The 16,310-nt window shown below is 70.6% G+C and carries 18 protein-coding genes; 14 read left to right on the forward strand and 4 right to left on the reverse strand.

Annotated features, from left to right (window positions below):
- Nucleotides 1-74: 74 nt before the first annotated feature.
- On the reverse strand, nt 75-1,301 hold the full coding sequence (locus tag OG306_RS22635; protein ID WP_371665584.1) for a sensor histidine kinase: 1,227 nt from the start codon (nt 1,299-1,301) through the stop codon (nt 75-77).
- A 183-nt stretch (nt 1,302-1,484) separates the two neighbouring features.
- Between OG306_RS22635 and OG306_RS22640 the strand changes: the two genes are divergently transcribed.
- The 12 genes from OG306_RS22640 (at nt 1,485) to htpX (ending at nt 13,194) form a co-directional block, all read left to right on the forward strand.
- Nucleotides 1,485-1,886, forward strand: coding sequence for an NADH-quinone oxidoreductase subunit A (locus tag OG306_RS22640; RefSeq protein WP_266747920.1), 402 nt, complete (start codon nt 1,485-1,487; stop codon nt 1,884-1,886).
- Entirely contained in the window at nt 1,877-2,563 is a 687-nt protein-coding gene (locus OG306_RS22645) for an NADH-quinone oxidoreductase subunit B (protein WP_266747921.1), read from the forward strand. Before OG306_RS22640 ends, OG306_RS22645 begins: the two co-directional genes overlap by 10 nt.
- Nucleotides 2,547-3,737 (forward strand): NADH-quinone oxidoreductase subunit C, encoded by a 1,191-nt coding sequence (locus tag OG306_RS22650; protein ID WP_266905741.1) that lies wholly within the window; start codon nt 2,547-2,549, stop codon nt 3,735-3,737. Before OG306_RS22645 ends, OG306_RS22650 begins: the two co-directional genes overlap by 17 nt.
- Complete coding sequence (locus OG306_RS22655; RefSeq protein WP_266747923.1) at nt 3,734-4,702, forward strand: complex I subunit 1/NuoH family protein; 969 nt, start codon at nt 3,734-3,736, stop codon at nt 4,700-4,702. The genes OG306_RS22650 and OG306_RS22655 overlap by 4 nt, the downstream gene beginning before the upstream one ends.
- The gene (locus OG306_RS22660) at nt 4,702-5,358 is read left to right on the forward strand and encodes a NuoI/complex I 23 kDa subunit family protein (protein ID WP_266747924.1); all 657 of its coding nucleotides are present in this window, start codon (nt 4,702-4,704) and stop codon (nt 5,356-5,358) included. The genes OG306_RS22655 and OG306_RS22660 overlap by 1 nt, the downstream gene beginning before the upstream one ends.
- On the forward strand, nt 5,355-5,936 hold the full coding sequence (locus tag OG306_RS22665) for an NADH-quinone oxidoreductase subunit J family protein (RefSeq protein ID WP_266747925.1): 582 nt from the start codon (nt 5,355-5,357) through the stop codon (nt 5,934-5,936). Before OG306_RS22660 ends, OG306_RS22665 begins: the two co-directional genes overlap by 4 nt.
- On the forward strand, nt 5,936-6,340 hold the full coding sequence (gene nuoK, locus OG306_RS22670; protein ID WP_266747926.1) for an NADH-quinone oxidoreductase subunit NuoK: 405 nt from the start codon (nt 5,936-5,938) through the stop codon (nt 6,338-6,340). The genes OG306_RS22665 and nuoK overlap by 1 nt, the downstream gene beginning before the upstream one ends.
- Entirely contained in the window at nt 6,337-8,337 is a 2,001-nt protein-coding gene (locus tag OG306_RS22675) for an NADH-quinone oxidoreductase subunit 5 family protein (protein ID WP_327258885.1), read from the forward strand. Before nuoK ends, OG306_RS22675 begins: the two co-directional genes overlap by 4 nt.
- Before the next feature lie 27 nt (nt 8,338-8,364).
- On the forward strand, nt 8,365-9,915 hold the full coding sequence (locus tag OG306_RS22680; protein ID WP_266752355.1) for a complex I subunit 4 family protein: 1,551 nt from the start codon (nt 8,365-8,367) through the stop codon (nt 9,913-9,915).
- A complete protein-coding gene (locus OG306_RS22685; protein ID WP_266747928.1) occupies nt 9,912-11,510 on the forward strand; it encodes an NADH-quinone oxidoreductase subunit N in 1,599 nt (532 codons plus the stop codon). Before OG306_RS22680 ends, OG306_RS22685 begins: the two co-directional genes overlap by 4 nt.
- 97 nt (nt 11,511-11,607) lie before the next feature.
- Nucleotides 11,608-12,066: a large conductance mechanosensitive channel protein MscL gene (gene mscL, locus OG306_RS22690; protein WP_266747929.1), complete on the forward strand. Its 459-nt coding sequence runs from the start codon at nt 11,608-11,610 to the stop codon at nt 12,064-12,066.
- 264 nt (nt 12,067-12,330) lie between these two features.
- The gene (htpX, locus tag OG306_RS22695; RefSeq protein WP_266747930.1) at nt 12,331-13,194 is read left to right on the forward strand and encodes a zinc metalloprotease HtpX; all 864 of its coding nucleotides are present in this window, start codon (nt 12,331-12,333) and stop codon (nt 13,192-13,194) included.
- A 328-nt stretch (nt 13,195-13,522) separates the two neighbouring features.
- Here the strand turns inward: htpX and OG306_RS22700 are convergent, their stop codons facing one another.
- Nucleotides 13,523-13,924 (reverse strand): YccF domain-containing protein, encoded by a 402-nt coding sequence (locus OG306_RS22700; RefSeq protein WP_266747931.1) that lies wholly within the window; start codon nt 13,922-13,924, stop codon nt 13,523-13,525.
- 159 nt (nt 13,925-14,083) lie between these two features.
- Between OG306_RS22700 and OG306_RS22705 the strand changes: the two genes are divergently transcribed.
- Together OG306_RS22705 and OG306_RS22710 are read left to right on the forward strand one after the other, a co-directional pair.
- Nucleotides 14,084-14,641 (forward strand): SMI1/KNR4 family protein, encoded by a 558-nt coding sequence (locus OG306_RS22705; RefSeq protein ID WP_266747932.1) that lies wholly within the window; start codon nt 14,084-14,086, stop codon nt 14,639-14,641.
- Nucleotides 14,642-14,764: 123 nt separating this feature from the next.
- Entirely contained in the window at nt 14,765-15,037 is a 273-nt protein-coding gene (locus OG306_RS22710; protein ID WP_266747933.1) for a GlsB/YeaQ/YmgE family stress response membrane protein, read from the forward strand.
- A 6-nt stretch (nt 15,038-15,043) separates the two neighbouring features.
- On the opposite strand, the gene OG306_RS22715 is transcribed toward OG306_RS22710, so the two are convergent.
- Both OG306_RS22715 and OG306_RS22720 read right to left on the reverse strand, forming a co-directional pair.
- On the reverse strand, nt 15,044-15,718 hold the full coding sequence (locus OG306_RS22715) for an alpha-ketoglutarate-dependent dioxygenase AlkB family protein (RefSeq protein ID WP_266747934.1): 675 nt from the start codon (nt 15,716-15,718) through the stop codon (nt 15,044-15,046).
- A gap of 1 nt (nt 15,719) precedes the next feature.
- Entirely contained in the window at nt 15,720-16,229 is a 510-nt protein-coding gene (locus OG306_RS22720; protein WP_266747935.1) for a methylated-DNA--[protein]-cysteine S-methyltransferase, read from the reverse strand.
- Between the last annotated feature and the right edge of the window lie 81 nt (nt 16,230-16,310).

Below are 16,310 nucleotides of genomic sequence, written 5' to 3' on the forward strand. Positions count from 1 at the left end.
TTTCCCCACCCCGCGAGGGACCCGGGAGCGCTTGGTTTCCTGGTCTTGCTGACCTGGTCCTTACTGTCCCGGCCCTATCTAACGCGGTCCTTGTCCCGGCCCTTGTCCGGATCCCTGCCCTGGTCCCGGCCCTTGTCCCGGTCCCGCCAGGGCAGTTCCGCGGTGACCGTCGTGGGGCCGCCGACCGGCGAGTCGAGGACGAACAGCCCGTCGACGGCGCCCAGCCGTTCGGCCAGCCCGGCCATGCCCGTACCGCCGTCCATCCGGGCCCCGCCGCGCCCATCGTCGGTGACCTGGATCAGCATCCGGTCCGCCGACCGCCACACCTCCACGGTCGCCGAACGTGCCCCGCTGTGCTTGCTCACGTTCTGCAACAGCTCCGAGACCGTGAAGTACGCGATCCCCTCGATGGCCTGGGCGGGCCGGGACGCCAGGTCCACCCCCACCGTCACGGGGACGGTGCAGCGGGAGGCGATGGCGGAGAGTGCGGCGTCGAGTCCGCGGTCGGTGAGGACCGCGGGGTGGATGCCGCGGGCGAGGTCGCGGAGTTCCTGGAGGGCGACCTTGACCTCGCCGTGGGCCTCGTCGACCATGCGGGCCGCGGCCTCGGGGTCGTCGGTCAGCTTCTCCTTCGCCAGGCCCAGGCCCATGGCGAGGGCGACGAGCCGGGCCTGTGCGCCGTCGTGCAGGTCGCGCTCGATGCGGCGCAGGTCGGCGGCAGCCGTGTCGACGACCACCCCGCGGTCCGACTCCAGCTCGGCGATCCTGCGCTCCAGCTCGTCGGAGGGGGAGAGCAGCCCGCGCGCCATCCCCCGGTCGGCATGGGTGAGGAGCCGCGCGACAAAGGGGAGCACCGGCCACAGCACGAAGAGGCTCACGAACGTCACGGTGAAGGTGAGCACGCCCCAGGGCAGCCGGATGAAGGAGTACAGCACCGCCCGCCAGCCCACCGGGTCCGTGAGGCTCGACCACAGCCAGGGGAAGAAGCCCTGTGCCTGGCGGGACAGCACCATCGGACTGGGCTCGTCGATCCGCAGCCCGAGCATCGCCCGCGCCCGGCCCCGCTCGGCCCTGCCGATCAGCCGCGCCCCGTGCAGTCCGGCGGCGAGCAGGGGCAGACCGATCACCGTGACCGCGAGCCCCACGCCGACGCCGATCATGAACACCGTGTAAACAAACCCGGCCAGGGCCATGGGGAGGTTGGCCAGGAGGTAGCCGATCTCCTTCCACGTCCACCGGTCGAGGGCGAAGCGGGCGGGCGGTGGACGGTCGTTGCCGGGCACCAGGGGGCTCATGGTCATGCGCCCCAGCCTGCCGGGCGGGCTCTGCGGACGCCATGGGGCCCGTGGGTGGGGTGAAGTAGGGATAACCCCACCCGTAGGCCGAGGCGGCTGCTTACCCTCTCTTTAACAGGGCTCTTTGGCAGGGCCTAGACTCCCCTGCGTACAGATCGTCGAACGGGTTTGAGGGAGCGAGGGGCGGACGTGACGGAACTGCCGGAATCGACCGTTCTCGCGTCGGACTACTTCCACGGCTATTCCGTGGTCGGACTGCTCGCCGTGATCGGCGTGCTGTTCGTCGCCGTCGCCTTCGGGGCGGGCCGGCTGCTGCGGCCCGTGGTTCCCACGCCGGAGAAGCTCCTGACGTACGAGTGCGGTGTGGACCCGGTGGGTGAAGGATGGGCACATACCCAGGTCCGTTATTACGTCTATGCCTTCCTGTACGTGATCTTCGCCGTCGACTCGATCTTCCTGTTTCCGTGGGCGACCGTATTCGCCGCACCCGGATACGGGGCGACGACCCTGGTGGAGATGTTCATCTTCCTCGGTTTCCTGGCCGTAGGACTGCTCTACGCATGGAAGAAGGGCGTCCTCGAATGGACGTGACGAGCACGCCGCCCCCCGAGCACCGGCCCGCGACGCAGCCGGGACCGGACCCCGAGACGGGCTCCGAACCGCAGGCCGTTCCGACGTTCCTGCCGGAGCCCAAGCGGCTCGGCGTCCTGTCGCGCCTGGCCCCCGAGCCGATGAAGGTGGTCCTGAACTGGGGCCGCCGTTACAGCCTCTGGGTCTTCAACTTCGGGCTCGCCTGCTGCGCCATCGAATTCATCGCCGCGTCCATGGCCCGGCACGACTTCATCCGGCTCGGCGTGATCCCGTTCGCCCCGGGCCCGCGCCAGGCCGACCTCATGATCGTCTCCGGCACGGTGACGGACAAGATGGCCCCGGCCGTGAAGCGGCTGTACGAGCAGATGCCCGAGCCCAAGTACGTCATCTCCTTCGGCGCCTGCTCGAACTGCGGGGGCCCCTACTGGGACTCGTACTCCGTGACGAAGGGCGTCGACCAGATCATTCCGGTCGATGTCTACGTACCCGGCTGCCCGCCCCGGCCCGAGGCGCTCCTCCAGGGCATCCTCAAGCTCCAGGAGAAGATCGCCCGCGAGTCGCTGGGCGAGCGGTACGCGACGGGCGGCGGCAGCCGTCCCTCCACGACCGCGCTGCGCAGCGGCCTGGTCGCCGCCCCGCCGGCCCCGGGGGAGGACCGCGATGACCAGCACCCCTGACGCCGCCGCCGAGGGCTACGACCGCCTGCCGGATGCCGCCGCCGAGTACTTCGGCGAGGAGGCGACGGCCGCGTACGCGTACGACCTGCTGACCGTCGACGTACCGGCCGCCTCCTGGACCACCGCCCTCGAAACGGCCCGCGACCGGCTCGGCTGCACCTATTTCGACTGGCTGAGTGCGGTCGACGAACCGGGCACCGGCTTCCGGGTCTGCGCCCACGTCGCGGCCCTGTCCGAGGGCAGGGTCCGCCGTCTCCTGATCCGTACGACCGTTCCGCACGAGGCGGCCGTCCTTCCCACCGCCATCGACGTCTACGCGGGCGCCGCCTGGCACGAGCGCGAGACACACGAGATGTTCGGCATCGGCTTCGAGGGCCACCCGCATCTGGTGCCGCTGCTGCTGCCCGAGGGCTTCGAGGGGCACCCGCTGCGCAAGGACTTCGTGCTCGCGGCACGCGTCGCGAAGGCCTGGCCGGGTGCGAAGGAGCCGGGCGAGTCGGAGCACGGCGGCCCGAAGCGGCGCACGATGCTGCCGCCCGGCGTCCCCGACCCGAACGAATGGGGCCCCCTGAAGGGCCAGCTCCCGCCCGCCCCGTCCCGCCCGGCCCGCGCCGCACGCGCGGCGGGCGACCGCCCGGTACGCCGCACCCGCAGCGCGAGCGAGGGCTCGGCCGGCCAGCGGCAGGAGACAGCCGCACCGGCGGCCGGAGCCGAGGGAGCCGCGACCACTCCCGCCGCGCCCCCGCGCCGCACCCGCAGCGCCTCCCAGGGCTCGGCGAGCCAGCAGCGCGAGGCAACGGAGCCGGCAACGAAGCCGGCAACGGGAGCAACGGAGCAGGCAACGGGAGCAACGAAGCCGGCAACGGGAGCAACGAAGCCGGCAACGGGAGCAACGGAGCAGGCAACGGAGGCAACGAAGCCGGCAACGGGCGCCGGGGCCGGGACGGCGGAGTCGGCCCCCGGAAGCTCCGACGCGCCCTGGCACCACGCCCGCCCGGCCTTCGACACCACCCCCGAACCGTCCTCGGACCCTGGGACGTCGCAGCCGCAGGGCACGACGGAGGACAACCCGGACACCCCGAACCGGCCCGCGACCCCGACCTCGCCCCCTGCCGAAACCGAGCAGCCCGAAACCGAAACCCCCGACCGCCCCGCCGGAGGCGATACCGCGTGAACGACGTACTCGACGTCGCCCTCCGGCTCGTCATCGTCTTCGCCGTGTTCATGGTTCTCCCCCTCGTCGTGGGACAGACCGAGCACAAGGTGATGGCCCATATGCAGGGCCGCCTCGGACCCATGTACGCGGGCGGCTTCCACGGCTGGGCCCAGCTCGTAGCCGACGGCGTGAAGTTCGCGCAGAAGGAAGACATCGTCCCGGCCGAGGCCGACCGCCGTATCTTCCAGCTCGCACCGGCCGTCGCACTGCTCCCGTACCTCCTCGTGCTCGTCGCCATCCCGATCGGCCCCGGCGAGAGCGCGGTCGGCCAGGTCGTCGACGCGGGCATCTTCTTCGTGCTCGCCGTGATGGGCGTCGGCGTGCTCGGCTCGCTGATGGCGGGCTGGGCCTCCGCCAACAAGTTCTCCCTCCTCGGGGGCCTCCGTACCGCCGCCCAGCTGCTCGCGTACGAACTGCCGATGCTGCTCGCCGCCGCCTCCGTCGCGATGGCGGCCGGCACTGTCTCCCTCCCGGGCATCCTCGACGCCTTCGAGTGGTGGTGGCTGCCCTGGCAGATCGTCGGCGCCCTGGTCTTCTTCGTGGCCGGACTCGCCGAACTGCAGCGCCCGCCGTTCGACATGCCGGTCGCCGACTCGGAGATTATCTTCGGCGCGTACACCGAGTACACCGGCCTGCGCTTCGCGCTGTTCCTGCTCGCCGAGTACGCCGGCATCGTCGTGCTGTGCGGACTGACCACCGTCCTCTTCCTCGGTGGCTGGCACGGCCCGTTCGGCGCCGACGGACTCGGCTGGGTCTGGACTCTCCTCAAGATCGCGGTCCTCGCCTTCGTCGTCATCTGGCTGCGCGTGAGCTATCCCCGGCTCCGCGAGGACCAGCTGCAGAAGCTCGCCTGGACCACGCTCATCCCGCTCGCTCTCGCGCAGATCGCGCTCACCGGCATCGTGAAGGTGGCGATCAACTGATGGCTGCGCCACTCCCGCCCTCCCGGCCCCGCATCCCCGGCTCCGGCCTGGCCAAGGGCCTGGCCGTCACCCTGCGGACCATGACGAGGAAGACGGTCACCGCTCAGTACCCGGACGTCCAGCCCGAACTCCCGCCCCGCTCCCGCGGCGTCATCGCGCTGTTCGAGGAGAACTGCACGGTCTGCATGCTCTGCGCCCGTGAGTGCCCGGACTGGTGCATCTACATCGACTCCCACAAGGAGACGGTGCCCGCCGCCGCCCCGGGCGGACGCGAACGCAGCCGCAACGTCCTCGACCGCTTCGCGATCGACTTCTCGCTCTGCATGTACTGCGGTATCTGTATCGAGGTGTGTCCCTTCGACGCACTGTTCTGGTCGCCGGAGTTCGAGTACGCGGAGACGGACATCCTCGAACTCACCCATGAGCGCGACAAGCTCCGCGCATGGATGTGGACGGTGCCGGAACCGCCCGCGCTCGACCCCGGTGCCGAGGAGCCGAAGGAGATCGCCGCCGCCCGCAAGACGGCGGAGAAACTCGAAGCCCAGCGCGCCAAGGAGGCGCAGGAAGCCCAGCAGGCGCAGGAAACCCAGCAGAACCAGGAAGCCCAGCAGGCCCGAGCGACCCAGCAGAATCAGAAGGAAGAGGGGGAGGAGTGACACTCGCAGCCGCCGCAGCGCACTCCGCCCTCGCGGCCGACTCCGCCCACTCCGGCTTCCTCTCCCCGACCGGCATCGAGATCGCCTTCGTCCTCGTCGGCATCGCCACCCTCGGCGCGGCCCTCGTCACCGTCACGACCAAGCAGCTGGTGCATGCCGCCCTCTGGCTGGTCGTGGCGCTCGGTGGTCTCGCCGTCGAGTACCTCCTGCTCACCGCGGAGTTCATCGCCTGGGTGCAGGTACTGATCTACGTCGGTTCCGTGGTCGTCCTCCTTCTCTTCGGGCTGATGCTCACCAAGGCCCCCATCGGCCGCTCCCCGGACGCCGACTCGGGCAACCGCTGGGCGGCCCTGGGTGTGGCGGTCGCCGCCGCCGGCACGCTCGTCTGGGTCGTCGTCGACGCCTTCCGCGCCACCTGGATCACCCTGGACGGTCCCGCCCAGGGCTCCACCGAGGTGACCGGCGCCTTCCTCTTCCGGCACTGGGTGCTGCCGTTCGAGGCGCTCTCCGTCCTGCTGCTCGCCGCGCTCGTCGGCGCGATCGTCCTGTCCCGCAAGCGCGGTAAGGAGCAGAGCTGATGCACCTCGCCTATCCCGCCGTGCTCGCCGTCCTCCTCTTCTGCACCGGGCTGTACGGAGTACTCGCCCGCCGCAACGCGATCCTGGTCCTGATGTCCGTCGAGCTGATGCTCAACGCCGTCAACCTCAACCTGGTCGCCTTCGACGTCTGGCTCCGCGACGCCCTGCACTCCGGCCAGGCCCTCTCCCTCTTCACCATCGCCATCGCGGCGGCGGAGACCGGCATCGGCCTCGCCATCGTCCTCGCCGTCTACCGCAACCGCGGCAGCTCCGACGTCGACCGCCTGCGCGATACCGCCGAGACCGACGACGCCGAAACCCTCCCCGGCGACGAGGCCGGCGACACCGAAGACCAGGCCACTGCTCCGGCAGGGAAGGCAAAGAAGGCAGAGGCCACCACGTGACCACCACGACCCTCGCCGTCCTCGTCCCCCTCCTTCCGTTCCTGGGCGCCGCGGCCGGTCTCCTGCTCGGACGCCGTGCCCCCGGTTACGTACGCCCCCTCGCCGTACTGCCCACCCTCACCGCCTTCGTCCTCGCCGTCGCCGTCGCCTCGCGCCAGGGCGGCGGCCGGGCCATCGACGCGGCGACCCGGCTCACCCCCACCGGCTCGGTCCCGGTCGACCTGGCCCTGCACCTCGACGGCTTCGCGGTCCTCGTCGCCGTCCTGGTCGGGCTTGTCGCGACCTGTGTGCAGATCTACTCGACCGCGTATCTGCGCGACGACCCCCGCTACCCCTCGTACGCGGCCCTCGTCTCCCTCTTCACCTCCGCGATGCTGCTCGTCGTCTACTCCGGCGACCTGATGGTGCTCCTGGTCGGCTGGGAGATCATGGGCATCTGCTCGTACTTCCTCGTCGGCCACTACTGGGAGACGCCCGAAGCCCGCGCCGCCTCCCTCAAGGCCTTCCTAGTCACCAAGCTCGGCGATGTCCCCTTCCTGATCGGTCTGTTCGCACTCGCCGCCGACGCCGGCTCGTTCCGCATCACCCGCATCCTGGGCGCCGTCGCGAACGGCGGACTGGACCACCCCACCCTCATCGCCCTGCTGCTCCTCGCTGGTGTCGCCGGCAAGTCCGCGCAGTTCCCCCTGCACACCTGGCTGCCCGACGCGATGGCCGGCCCCACCCCCGTCTCCGCGCTGATCCACGCCGCGACGATGGTCGCCGCCGGCATCTACTTCGTGGCCCGGCTCCTGCCCGTGTTCGCCCAGTCCGGCGCGGCCCTCGTCGTCCTCGCCGTGATGGCCGCGGTCACGATGATCGGCTCGGGACTCGCCGCCCTCGCCCAGGACGACATCAAACGCGTCCTCGCCTACTCGACGATCGGCCAGCTCGGCTACATGTCCGGCGCCCTGGCCGTCGGCGACCGCGGTGCCGCCGTCTTCCACCTCCTCTCCCACGGAGCGTTCAAGGCCGTCCTCTTCCTCGCGGCGGGCGTCGTCATCCACGCCGCCGGGACCAACTCACTGGCCGCCATGTCCCGGATGGGCGGCCTGGCGAAGCGCATCCCGGACGCCTACTGGACGATGACCGTCGCCCTCCTCGCGCTCGCCGCCATCCCGCCGTTCGCCGGCTTCTTCTCCAAGGAAGCCGTCCTCGTCGCCGCCGAGCACACCGCACTCGGGGAACGGCACGTCGCCCCGGCCGCCGCAGGCTGGACCGTCCTCGTCGCCGGACTGCTCGCCGCCGTCCTCACCGCCGCGTACGCCACCCGTCTGTGGCTCCTCGCCTTCCGGGGCCGCGGCGCCGAGGCCCCCGACCACGGCCGGCAGCCCGTCGCGATGACCACCGTCCTGTGGGTCCTCGCCGTCCCCACCATTGCCTTCGGACTGACCGTCGGCGTGATCACCGACTGGTTCGACGGCCACAGCCTCGCCCCGTCCCTGACCACCGCCGTCCTCTCCACGGGCGTCGGCCTCGCCGGCGGCCTCGTCACCTACGGTGCCTGGCGCCACACCTCGGCGCTCGCCGCCCGCACCCCCGTGGGCACGGTCGTCGCCCATCCCGACGCCGAACCCGCCCTCGTCGAGGCCCAGGCCCTCTCGGCGCACACCGCCGCCTACGGCGCCTACGGGGACGCCCCCGACCCGGCCGACCCCGGCCGCCTGCTGCTCGGCCCGCTCCACCGCCACGCCGCCGCGGGCTTCCACCTCGACGCCCTGTACACGACCCTGTTCGTCCGCCCCGTCCAGGCCGCGGCGAGCCTCGTCCGCTTCCTGGACCGCGAGGTCGTCGACACCTACGTACGCGGCTCCGGCACCGGCGCACGCTGGCTCGGCACCGCCGTCCGCCGCGCCCAGACCGGCAACGTGCAGACCTACCTCAGCGCACTGCTCGCCGGTTCCCTGGTCCTGGCGATCGCCGCCGTCGTCTTTGCCAACGTCAACGCCGGGTCGTGAGCCGTGATCGATATCAGTGAATCCGTGATGCAGTTCCTTCTCGCGTTCATCGTCGTCGTCCCGCTCATCGGCGCCGTGGCCGCTCTCCTGCCGGCCCCGCCCGGGCTGAAGGGAACCAGCCCCGACCAGGCCGTGCTGCGCCACGGCGTGACCGTCACCGGAGCGGTCCTCATCGCCGCGATCGTGCTGGCCGCCGGCTTCGACCACGACCACCCGTCGAAGATGCAGGCCACCACCGACATCAGCTGGATTCCGGCGCTCGACGTCCGCATCCATCTCGGCATCGACGGCATTTCGCTCCCCCTTCTCGTACTGACCGCGCTGCTGACCTTCCTCTGCGCGCTGTACAGCTACTTCAAAATGCCTGAAGGCCCCTCCCCGAAGGCCTTCGTCGCACTCGTCCTCGTCCTGGAGTCCGGCACCCTCGCGACCTTCGCCGTCCTCGATCTGCTGCTGTTCTTCCTGGCGTTCGAGATGGTGCTCATCCCGATGTACTTCCTCATCGCCCGCTGGGGCGGTGCGCAGAAGCAGGCCGCCGCCTGGAAGTTCATCCTCTACACACTGCTCGGCTCGGTGATCATGCTGCTGGGCCTGCTCCTCATCGGACTGAAGAGCGGCACTTTCGACATGGTGGCACTCGCCACTGACAACGGCCGTGGGCTCACCTCGTCCGTGCAGGTCATCGCGGTTCTGGCGATCGGCATCGGGCTCGCCGTGAAGACCCCGATGTGGCCGCTGCACAGCTGGCTCCCGGACGCCCACACCGCCGCCCCGACCGTCGGCTCGGTCCTGCTCGCGGGCGTCCTGCTGAAGATGGGTACGTATGGGTTCGTCCGGATCCTGCTGCCCATCACTCCCGACGGGATGCACACCTTCGCGCCCTACCTCGCCGCCTTCGCGGTCGTCGGCATCGTCTACGGATCGCTCGCCTGCCTGGCGCTGGCCCGCCCCGGCTCCAAGGGCGACCTGAAGCGCCTGATCGCGTACTCCTCCGTCGGACACATGGGCTTCGTACTCCTCGGCATCGCGAGCATGACCCCCACCGGAGTCAACGGCGCGCTCTTCGCCAACATCGCCCACGGCCTCATCACCGGCCTGCTGTTCTTCCTGGTCGGCGCGGTCAAGGACCGGTACGGCACCGCAGACCTCGACACCCTCTCCGGCGCCACCGGGGCCGCGCTCTACGGCCGGGCACCCCGGCTCGGCGGCCTCCTCGCCTTCGCCGCCGTCGCCTCCCTCGGCCTGCCCGGGCTCGCCGGATTCTGGGGCGAGATGCTCGCCCTGTTCGGCTCCTTCGACCCCGCCGACGGACTCAGCCGCCCCGCCTTCCTCACCTTCATGTCGATCGCCGCGTTCGGCACCCTGCTCACCGCCGCGTACATGCTGATCGTCGTACGCCGCGTCTGCATGGGTGAGAAGCGGGCAGAGCCGCAGCAGCTCGCCGACGTCCAGATGTACGAATTCGCCGCCTGGACCCCGCTCGTAGCCCTCACCGTCCTCGCCGGCCTGTGGCCCGCCGTCCTCCTCGGCCTCACCGACCCGGCCGTGCAGAAGCTCCTCGCAGGAGGCAAGTCGTGACCACAGCCGTCGTCACCCCGGGCGTCGTCACCGCAGCGGCCGACAGCACCACCAGCCTCGTCCAGTCCGTCGACTGGCTCGCGATCGCGCCCCCGGTCGTCGTCGCGGCCGTCGCTCTGATCGTCCTGGTCGCCGACCTCTTCCTCCCCGCGGAGCGCAAGCAGATCCTGGGCTGGGTCACCATGGCCGGCCTCGTCGCCGCACTCGCCCTCCTCGTCCCCCTGCGCGACGGCGACCACTCCACCTTCTGCCTCACCGCGGCAACCACCGGCACCGGTGCCCCCGGTGCCTGCAGCTACACCGCCGATCACTTCGCCCTCGTCATCCAGGCACTCGTACTCGGCGGCGCCCTGCTGACCGCCCTGCTCTCCCTCGGCGACATCCGCAGACTTCCCGCGGGCGAGTTCTGGTTCCTGCTGCTGTCCTCAGCGTCGGGCGCCGCGCTGCTGCCCGCCGCCCGCGACCTCGTCACCCTCGTCGTCGCCCTCGAAGTCGCCTCGCTGCCCGCCTTCGCCCTCGTCGGCATCAAGCGCGGCGACCGGCGGTCCTCCGAAGCCGCGCTGAAATTCTTCCTCTCCTCCGTCGTCGCCACCGCCGTCATGCTGCTCGGCGTCAGCTTCGTGTACGCGACCACCGGCACCCTGCACCTCACGGAGATCGCCGCCCGGCTCGACGACGTACCGGGACAGCTCGACACCCTCGCCCAGGCGGGCGTCGTCCTCACCCTGGTCGGCTTCGCGTTCAAGACGGCCGCCGCGCCCTTCCACTTCTGGGTGCCGGACACCTACGTGGGCGCCCCCCTGCCGGTCGCCGCCTACCTCTCGGTCGTCGGCAAAGCGGTCGGCTTCTCCGGCCTCATCCTCGTCACCGTGATCGCGTTCCCGGCGTACGCGGACGTCTGGGGCCCGGCCCTCGCCGTCCTCGCCGCGCTCACCATGACCATCGGCAACGTCGCCGCCCTGCGCCAGAGCGCCACCCGCGTCCGCAGCGCCGTACGCCTGCTCGCCTGGTCGTCCGTCGCCCAGGCCGGCTACCTCCTGGTTCCGATCGCCGCCGCCGCGTACTCCAGCGACGAGCACATCGGCTCGACGGTCGCGTACGCCCTCATGTACGCCGTCGTGAACCTCGGCGCCTTCGCGGTCGCCGCCCTCGTCGCCCGTACGAACCCCGGGAACCGGATCTCCGACTACCGCGGTCTGTACGCCACCCGCCCCCTCGTCGCCCTCGCGATGGCCTTCTTCCTGCTCTGTCTGGCCGGCCTGCCGCCCGGCATCGTCGGCCTCTTCGCCAAGGTCACGGTCTTCTCCGCGGCCGTCGACGCGGGACTCGGCTGGCTCGCGGTCGTCATGGCCGTCAACGTCGTGATCGCGCTCTTCTACTACCTTCAGTGGACCGCGGCGCTCTTCCGCGCCCCCGAAGAGACCCAGGCCCCGGCGGAGGAGGCCACAGCCGCGGACACGGCCGTACCCGCTCCCGCCAGGCACCGCGCCCCGACGCCCGTCACCCTCGCGATCGCTCTCACCGCCGTCGCCGGCGTCGTCCTCTCCGGTGCTCCGCAGACGGTCCTCAGATTCGCCGCCGTCAATCTCTTCTGACATACCCAAGATCGGTTTGCCCGGAACGGTCCCCACGGGGCAAGGTCATGGCCGCACATCCCCACACACGCACCCAGGTCCCAGAGGAGCAAGAGCAGTGCTGAACGGGTTCAAGGACTTCATCCTGCGCGGAAACGTCGTCTCCATGGCCATCGGGCTGGCCGTCGGAGCGGCGTTCACCGCAGTCGTCACCGGATTCAGTACCGCCTTCATCACCCCGCTGATCGGCCTCGCCACCGGCTCCGTCGGCGACTTCAGCTCGGCGGAGTTCTCGGTCGACGGCGCCATCTTCCCGTACGGGAAGTTCCTTGCCGCCGCCATTGCCTTCCTGATCACCGCGGCGGTGCTCTACTTCGGCGTCGTCGTCCCCATGACGAAGGTCCAGAACCGCTTCTCCAAGGCGGAGGAGCAGGTCGACATCAAGGCCGCCCTGCGCGACTGCCCCCGCTGTTACACCGAGATCCCGGCCATCGCCTCCCGCTGTGCCCACTGCACCAGTGAGATCAAGCCGGACCCCGAGGCCCTCGTACTCGCCGGTCTCCCCGCCCAGCGCTGAGCCGTCCGGCACGGATCGACAACGGATCGACATGAGCACGGCCTCTCAGGGCCTGTCCGGCCCCTCATGGCCGGACAGGCCCTGACCCGTTCGGTCCAGAGCCCGGCGCCGGGCCGAAAGCGCCGGACAGGCCCGGTCCCGCGGCCGCGGGCACAAGGGAACTAGCTCTCTTCGCCTGGCGTTGACCTGTACGGGAGGCTCCACTGAGGGAGTGGAGACCACCAAGCAAAGGGTTCCCCTGCCGCACCACTTGGAGGGCGTACCGTGCACCGCCGGCACAACGGGCTGAGAACCGCCGTACTCCTCGGGGGCCTGTCCGCACTCATCATCGTCATCGGAAGCTTCTTCGGACGTACGGGCCTGATCGTCGCGCTCCTCGTAGCCGTCGGCACCAACGCCTACGCGTACTGGAACAGCGACAAGCTGGCGCTCAGGGCCATGCGCGCCCGCCCCGTCAGCGAATTCGAGGCGCCTCAGCTCTACCGCATGGTCCGCGAGCTCTCGACGGCCGCACGCCAGCCGATGCCCCGGCTCTACATCTCCCCGACGCAGGCCCCCAACGCCTTCGCGACGGGCCGCAATCCGCGCAACGCCGCGGTCTGCTGCACCGAAGGCGTCCTGCAGATCCTGGACGAGCGGGAGCTGCGCGGCGTCCTCGGCCACGAGCTGAGCCATGTGTACAACCGCGACATCCTGATCTCGTCCGTCGCCGGAGCGCTCGCCTCCGTCGTCATGTTCCTGGTCAACTTCGCCTGGCTGATTCCGGTGGGCCGGTCCAACGACGACGAGGGCCCGGGCATCCTGGGCATGCTGCTGATCATGATCCTCGGCCCGCTGGCCGCCTCCGTCATCCAACTGGCCGTCAGCCGCTCCCGTGAATACCAGGCGGACGCCTCGGGCGCCCAGCTGACCGGCGACCCGCTGGCCCTCGCCAGCGCCCTGCGGAAGCTGGACGCGGGAACGAAACAGCTCCCGCTGCCCCCCGAGCCGAGGATCGAGACCGCGAGCCACATGATGATCGCGAATCCCTTCCGCCCCGGCCAGGGCATGTCCAGGATGTTCTCGACACACCCGCCGATGGCGGAGCGCATCGCCCGACTGGAACAGATGGCAGGGCATCGCCCCTGAGGGGGGACGGCCCGGGAGCCGTGCGCAGGACAGTCGCCTCCGCGACGGACCGCCGTGAGCCGTCACTCCAGCCGGGAACCCGCAGCCCAAGGGTCTACGCGGCTTCTTTGCTCCGCGTCATCCACAGGGCTCCGCGTCATCCACAGGCCGACCCCGGAGCCGATAGCGACGACCGGGCTCGCAACCCGGGCCAGGATCGACCTGACGCCGGTGAGGGCCCGAAGTCGGTGAGGTGGACGGCTGCGGCGCAACCGGTGCCGGGCCCCGCGGGCCCCTCATGATCCGTACGAGACAGGCTCTGTGCCCCGCAGGCGCGAGCACTTCGCCGTCACCGGGCTCCGAACGCCTCGTCGGTCGTGACCACCTCTCGCCCCAGCGGCATGAGGGAGATGGGGATCATCTTCAGGTTCGCCCAGCCGAAGGGGATGCCGATGATCGACACGAACAGCGGGATGCTCGTGAGCAGGTGCCCCAGCGCGAGCCACCAGCCGGCGAAGACGAGCCAGATCACGTTGCCCACGCACGAGGGTGCCCCCGCGTCGGGCCGTTCCACGGTGGTCCGGCCGAAAGGCCACAGGATGAAGCCCGCGATCCTCAGAGAGGCAATGCCGAAGGGGATGGTCACAATGAGGATGAAGCAGATGAGCGCCGCGACCGCGTAGCCGAGGGCCATCCAGAAGCCGCAGAACACCACCCACAGGATGTTGAGGATCAACTGAAGAGGCTTCATGATCTCTGCGCTCCGTCTCGCTCGTCCGTCGGCCCTGCTCAGTGCCCAGTATCAGGCCCAGGCGCCCGGGGCCGGAACCGGAGTGAAGCAGGAGGGGCGATCGTGGCCCCGATTCACGCGCCGACGGCGATTGTCAGTGCCGTCCTCCAGCATGAACCCATGAACGACACCGAGCAGTTGCTGGCAGCCGTGGAGAAGACCGCACACACCGCCCCGCGCCGGGACAAGCACCCCCTCCCCGCCCCGCTGCCCGCCGAGGCCGTCGAGCGGGCCGAAGCGGCCCTCGGCTTCACCCTGCCGCCGCTGCTCACCGCGCTGTACACCCGGATCGCCAACGGCGGCTTCGGACCGGAGTACGGCCTGATGCCGCTGATCGGCGACCGCGGCCCGGACGGGGAGGAGTCCGCCGTCGCGCAGTACCTCGCGCACCGCAGGGCCGCGGCCGACGAGGGCGGCTGGCCGTGGCCGAAGGGCGTACTGCCGATATGCAGCCTGGGGTGCGGGATGTACTCCTGCGTGGACTGCCGCAGTGAACACACCACGGTGCTGCTCTTCGAGTCGAACGCCGACGAGCCGGAGCGTGCCTGGTACGTGGACCGGCCCGACCTCGCCCAGTGGCTCCACAGCTGGCTGGACGGCACCGCGTGGTACTGCGAGGAGTCCGAGGACGAAGGGGCCGAGATGGCGCCCTGGCCGGATTTCAGCGCCCTCGTATGACCCATGGGCGAACGGGGGCCGGCCCCGCCCGTCACCGCGAACCCCGGATCGCGGACCACGCAACCGCCCGACCGGCAGGAACGTCTTGGATTCCAGGAACGAGTGACGGGTAGGTTCGCACGCATGAGCATCATTGGCTGGATCATTCTCGGACTGCTTGCCGGCGCCATCGCCAAGGTCCTGCTCCCGGGCCGCGACCCGGGCGGCCTGGTCGGCACCACCCTCATCGGGATCGTCGGCGCCTTCCTCGGCGGCTGGATATCGTCGCGCTTCCTCGACCGCCCCATCTCCAACGACTTCTACGACACGGCCACTTGGATCTCGGCCATCGGCGGTTCGCTGGTCCTGCTGATCGCCTACCGCCTCCTCTTCGGAAACTCCCGCGAACGCCGCTGACGACCGTCAACGCCCGGCGCCCGGCGCATCCAGCCCGGTCTCGCGCAGGGTCAGATTGAGCCGGCCACGACTCATGTCCGTCGCCGGATCCGCCGTCCCCGGGCAGATCTTCGGCACACCGTGGTACGCGAAGCGCGAAGGTCCACCGAAGACGAACAGGTCGCCGGAGGCCAACTCCACATCCGTGTACGGCTTTCCGCGGTGCTCCGTGTTCCCGAAGCGGAAGACACAGGTGTCACCGATGCTGAGCGACACCACCGGAGCACCGGACCGCTCCTCCTTGTCCTGGTGCATGCCCATCCGCGCCGTGTCGTCGTAGAAGTTGATGAGGGCGGTGTCCGGCGCATACGTCCGGACCGCCCTCTCGTCCCCGTACGCGTCGGCCAGCGCCTTACGCCCCAACTCGGCCAGCCAGCCGGGGAAATCGGCGACCCGGGCACCGTTCACGTCGTCGGCCGTACGCGAGTACCGGTACGGCTGCCAGTGCCACCCCAGGCAGACCGTCTGCACCGACATCACCCCACCGCCCGGCAGCACCGTGTGCCGTAGCGGCACGGGCCCCCGCGCCCACTCCCGGCAGGCGGCCACCAGCTCCCGTTGGCGCTCCGGCGGCAGCCACTCGGGCACGTGCACGGCCCCCGGCGCGACGACGGCCCGCGGCCTCGGAAAGAGCCCGGACATGTCAGCGCACCGCCAGGGCGCCTTCCAGCCCCAGAAGCTGTTCCTTGCGCTCCAGGCCGCCCGCGTAACCCCGCAGGGCCCCGTCCGCGCCGATCACCCGGTGGCACGGCCGTACGACCAGCAGCGGATTGCGCCCGATCGCCGTCCCCACGGCCCGCACGCCGGCCCCGGTCGCACCGATCCGTTCGGCGATCTGTCCGTACGAGACGGTCTCCCCGTACGGGACGGTGTCCAGAGCCGCCCAGACCCGGCGCTGGAAGTCGGTGCCCCGGCCGTCCGCGTACACGATGTCGAAACGGGTCAGCCGCCCGGCGAAGTACTCCCGCAGCTGTGCGGCGATGCCCGCGAAGGCCTCCGGCGCGTGGGTCCATCCGTCCTGGACGACCGCGGCGCCCTTCTGGCCGGGCAGCGAGAGTGAGGCGAGCGCGACCCCTCCGGCCGCGACGGAGGCTGCCTCACCGGCCAGCAGCAGTTCGCCCAGCGGGCTGTCGACCGTTGCGTACATGGTCATGACCGTCTCCTTGCCCTACCTGCCGGAAGTCGGCGGGATCGCCGTCCGGCACGGACAAGTCTGCGTCCCCCGCGCCGCCGC

Source organism: Streptomyces sp. NBC_01241 (assembly GCF_041435435.1).
Lineage (GTDB): Bacteria > Actinomycetota > Actinomycetes > Streptomycetales > Streptomycetaceae > Streptomyces.

What these genes read in the sequence shown, in the direction of transcription:
- OG306_RS22710 (WP_266747933.1), top strand. Translation starts at nt 14,765, where the DNA reads ATGAGCATCATTGGCTGGATCATTCTCGGACTGCTTGCCGGCGCCATC.
- OG306_RS22680 (WP_266752355.1), top strand. Translation starts at nt 8,365, where the DNA reads ATGCAGTTCCTTCTCGCGTTCATCGTCGTCGTCCCGCTCATCGGCGCC.
- OG306_RS22635 (WP_371665584.1), bottom strand. Translation starts at nt 1,301, where the DNA reads ATGACCATGAGCCCCCTGGTGCCCGGCAACGACCGTCCACCGCCCGCC.
- OG306_RS22645 (WP_266747921.1), top strand. Translation starts at nt 1,877, where the DNA reads ATGGACGTGACGAGCACGCCGCCCCCCGAGCACCGGCCCGCGACGCAG.
- nuoK (WP_266747926.1), top strand. Translation starts at nt 5,936, where the DNA reads ATGCACCTCGCCTATCCCGCCGTGCTCGCCGTCCTCCTCTTCTGCACC.
- OG306_RS22715 (WP_266747934.1), bottom strand. Translation starts at nt 15,718, where the DNA reads ATGTCCGGGCTCTTTCCGAGGCCGCGGGCCGTCGTCGCGCCGGGGGCC.
- OG306_RS22650 (WP_266905741.1), top strand. Translation starts at nt 2,547, where the DNA reads ATGACCAGCACCCCTGACGCCGCCGCCGAGGGCTACGACCGCCTGCCG.
- OG306_RS22705 (WP_266747932.1), top strand. Translation starts at nt 14,084, where the DNA reads ATGAACGACACCGAGCAGTTGCTGGCAGCCGTGGAGAAGACCGCACAC.
- OG306_RS22660 (WP_266747924.1), top strand. Translation starts at nt 4,702, where the DNA reads ATGGCTGCGCCACTCCCGCCCTCCCGGCCCCGCATCCCCGGCTCCGGC.
- OG306_RS22700 (WP_266747931.1), bottom strand. Translation starts at nt 13,924, where the DNA reads ATGAAGCCTCTTCAGTTGATCCTCAACATCCTGTGGGTGGTGTTCTGC.
- OG306_RS22720 (WP_266747935.1), bottom strand. Translation starts at nt 16,229, where the DNA reads ATGACCATGTACGCAACGGTCGACAGCCCGCTGGGCGAACTGCTGCTG.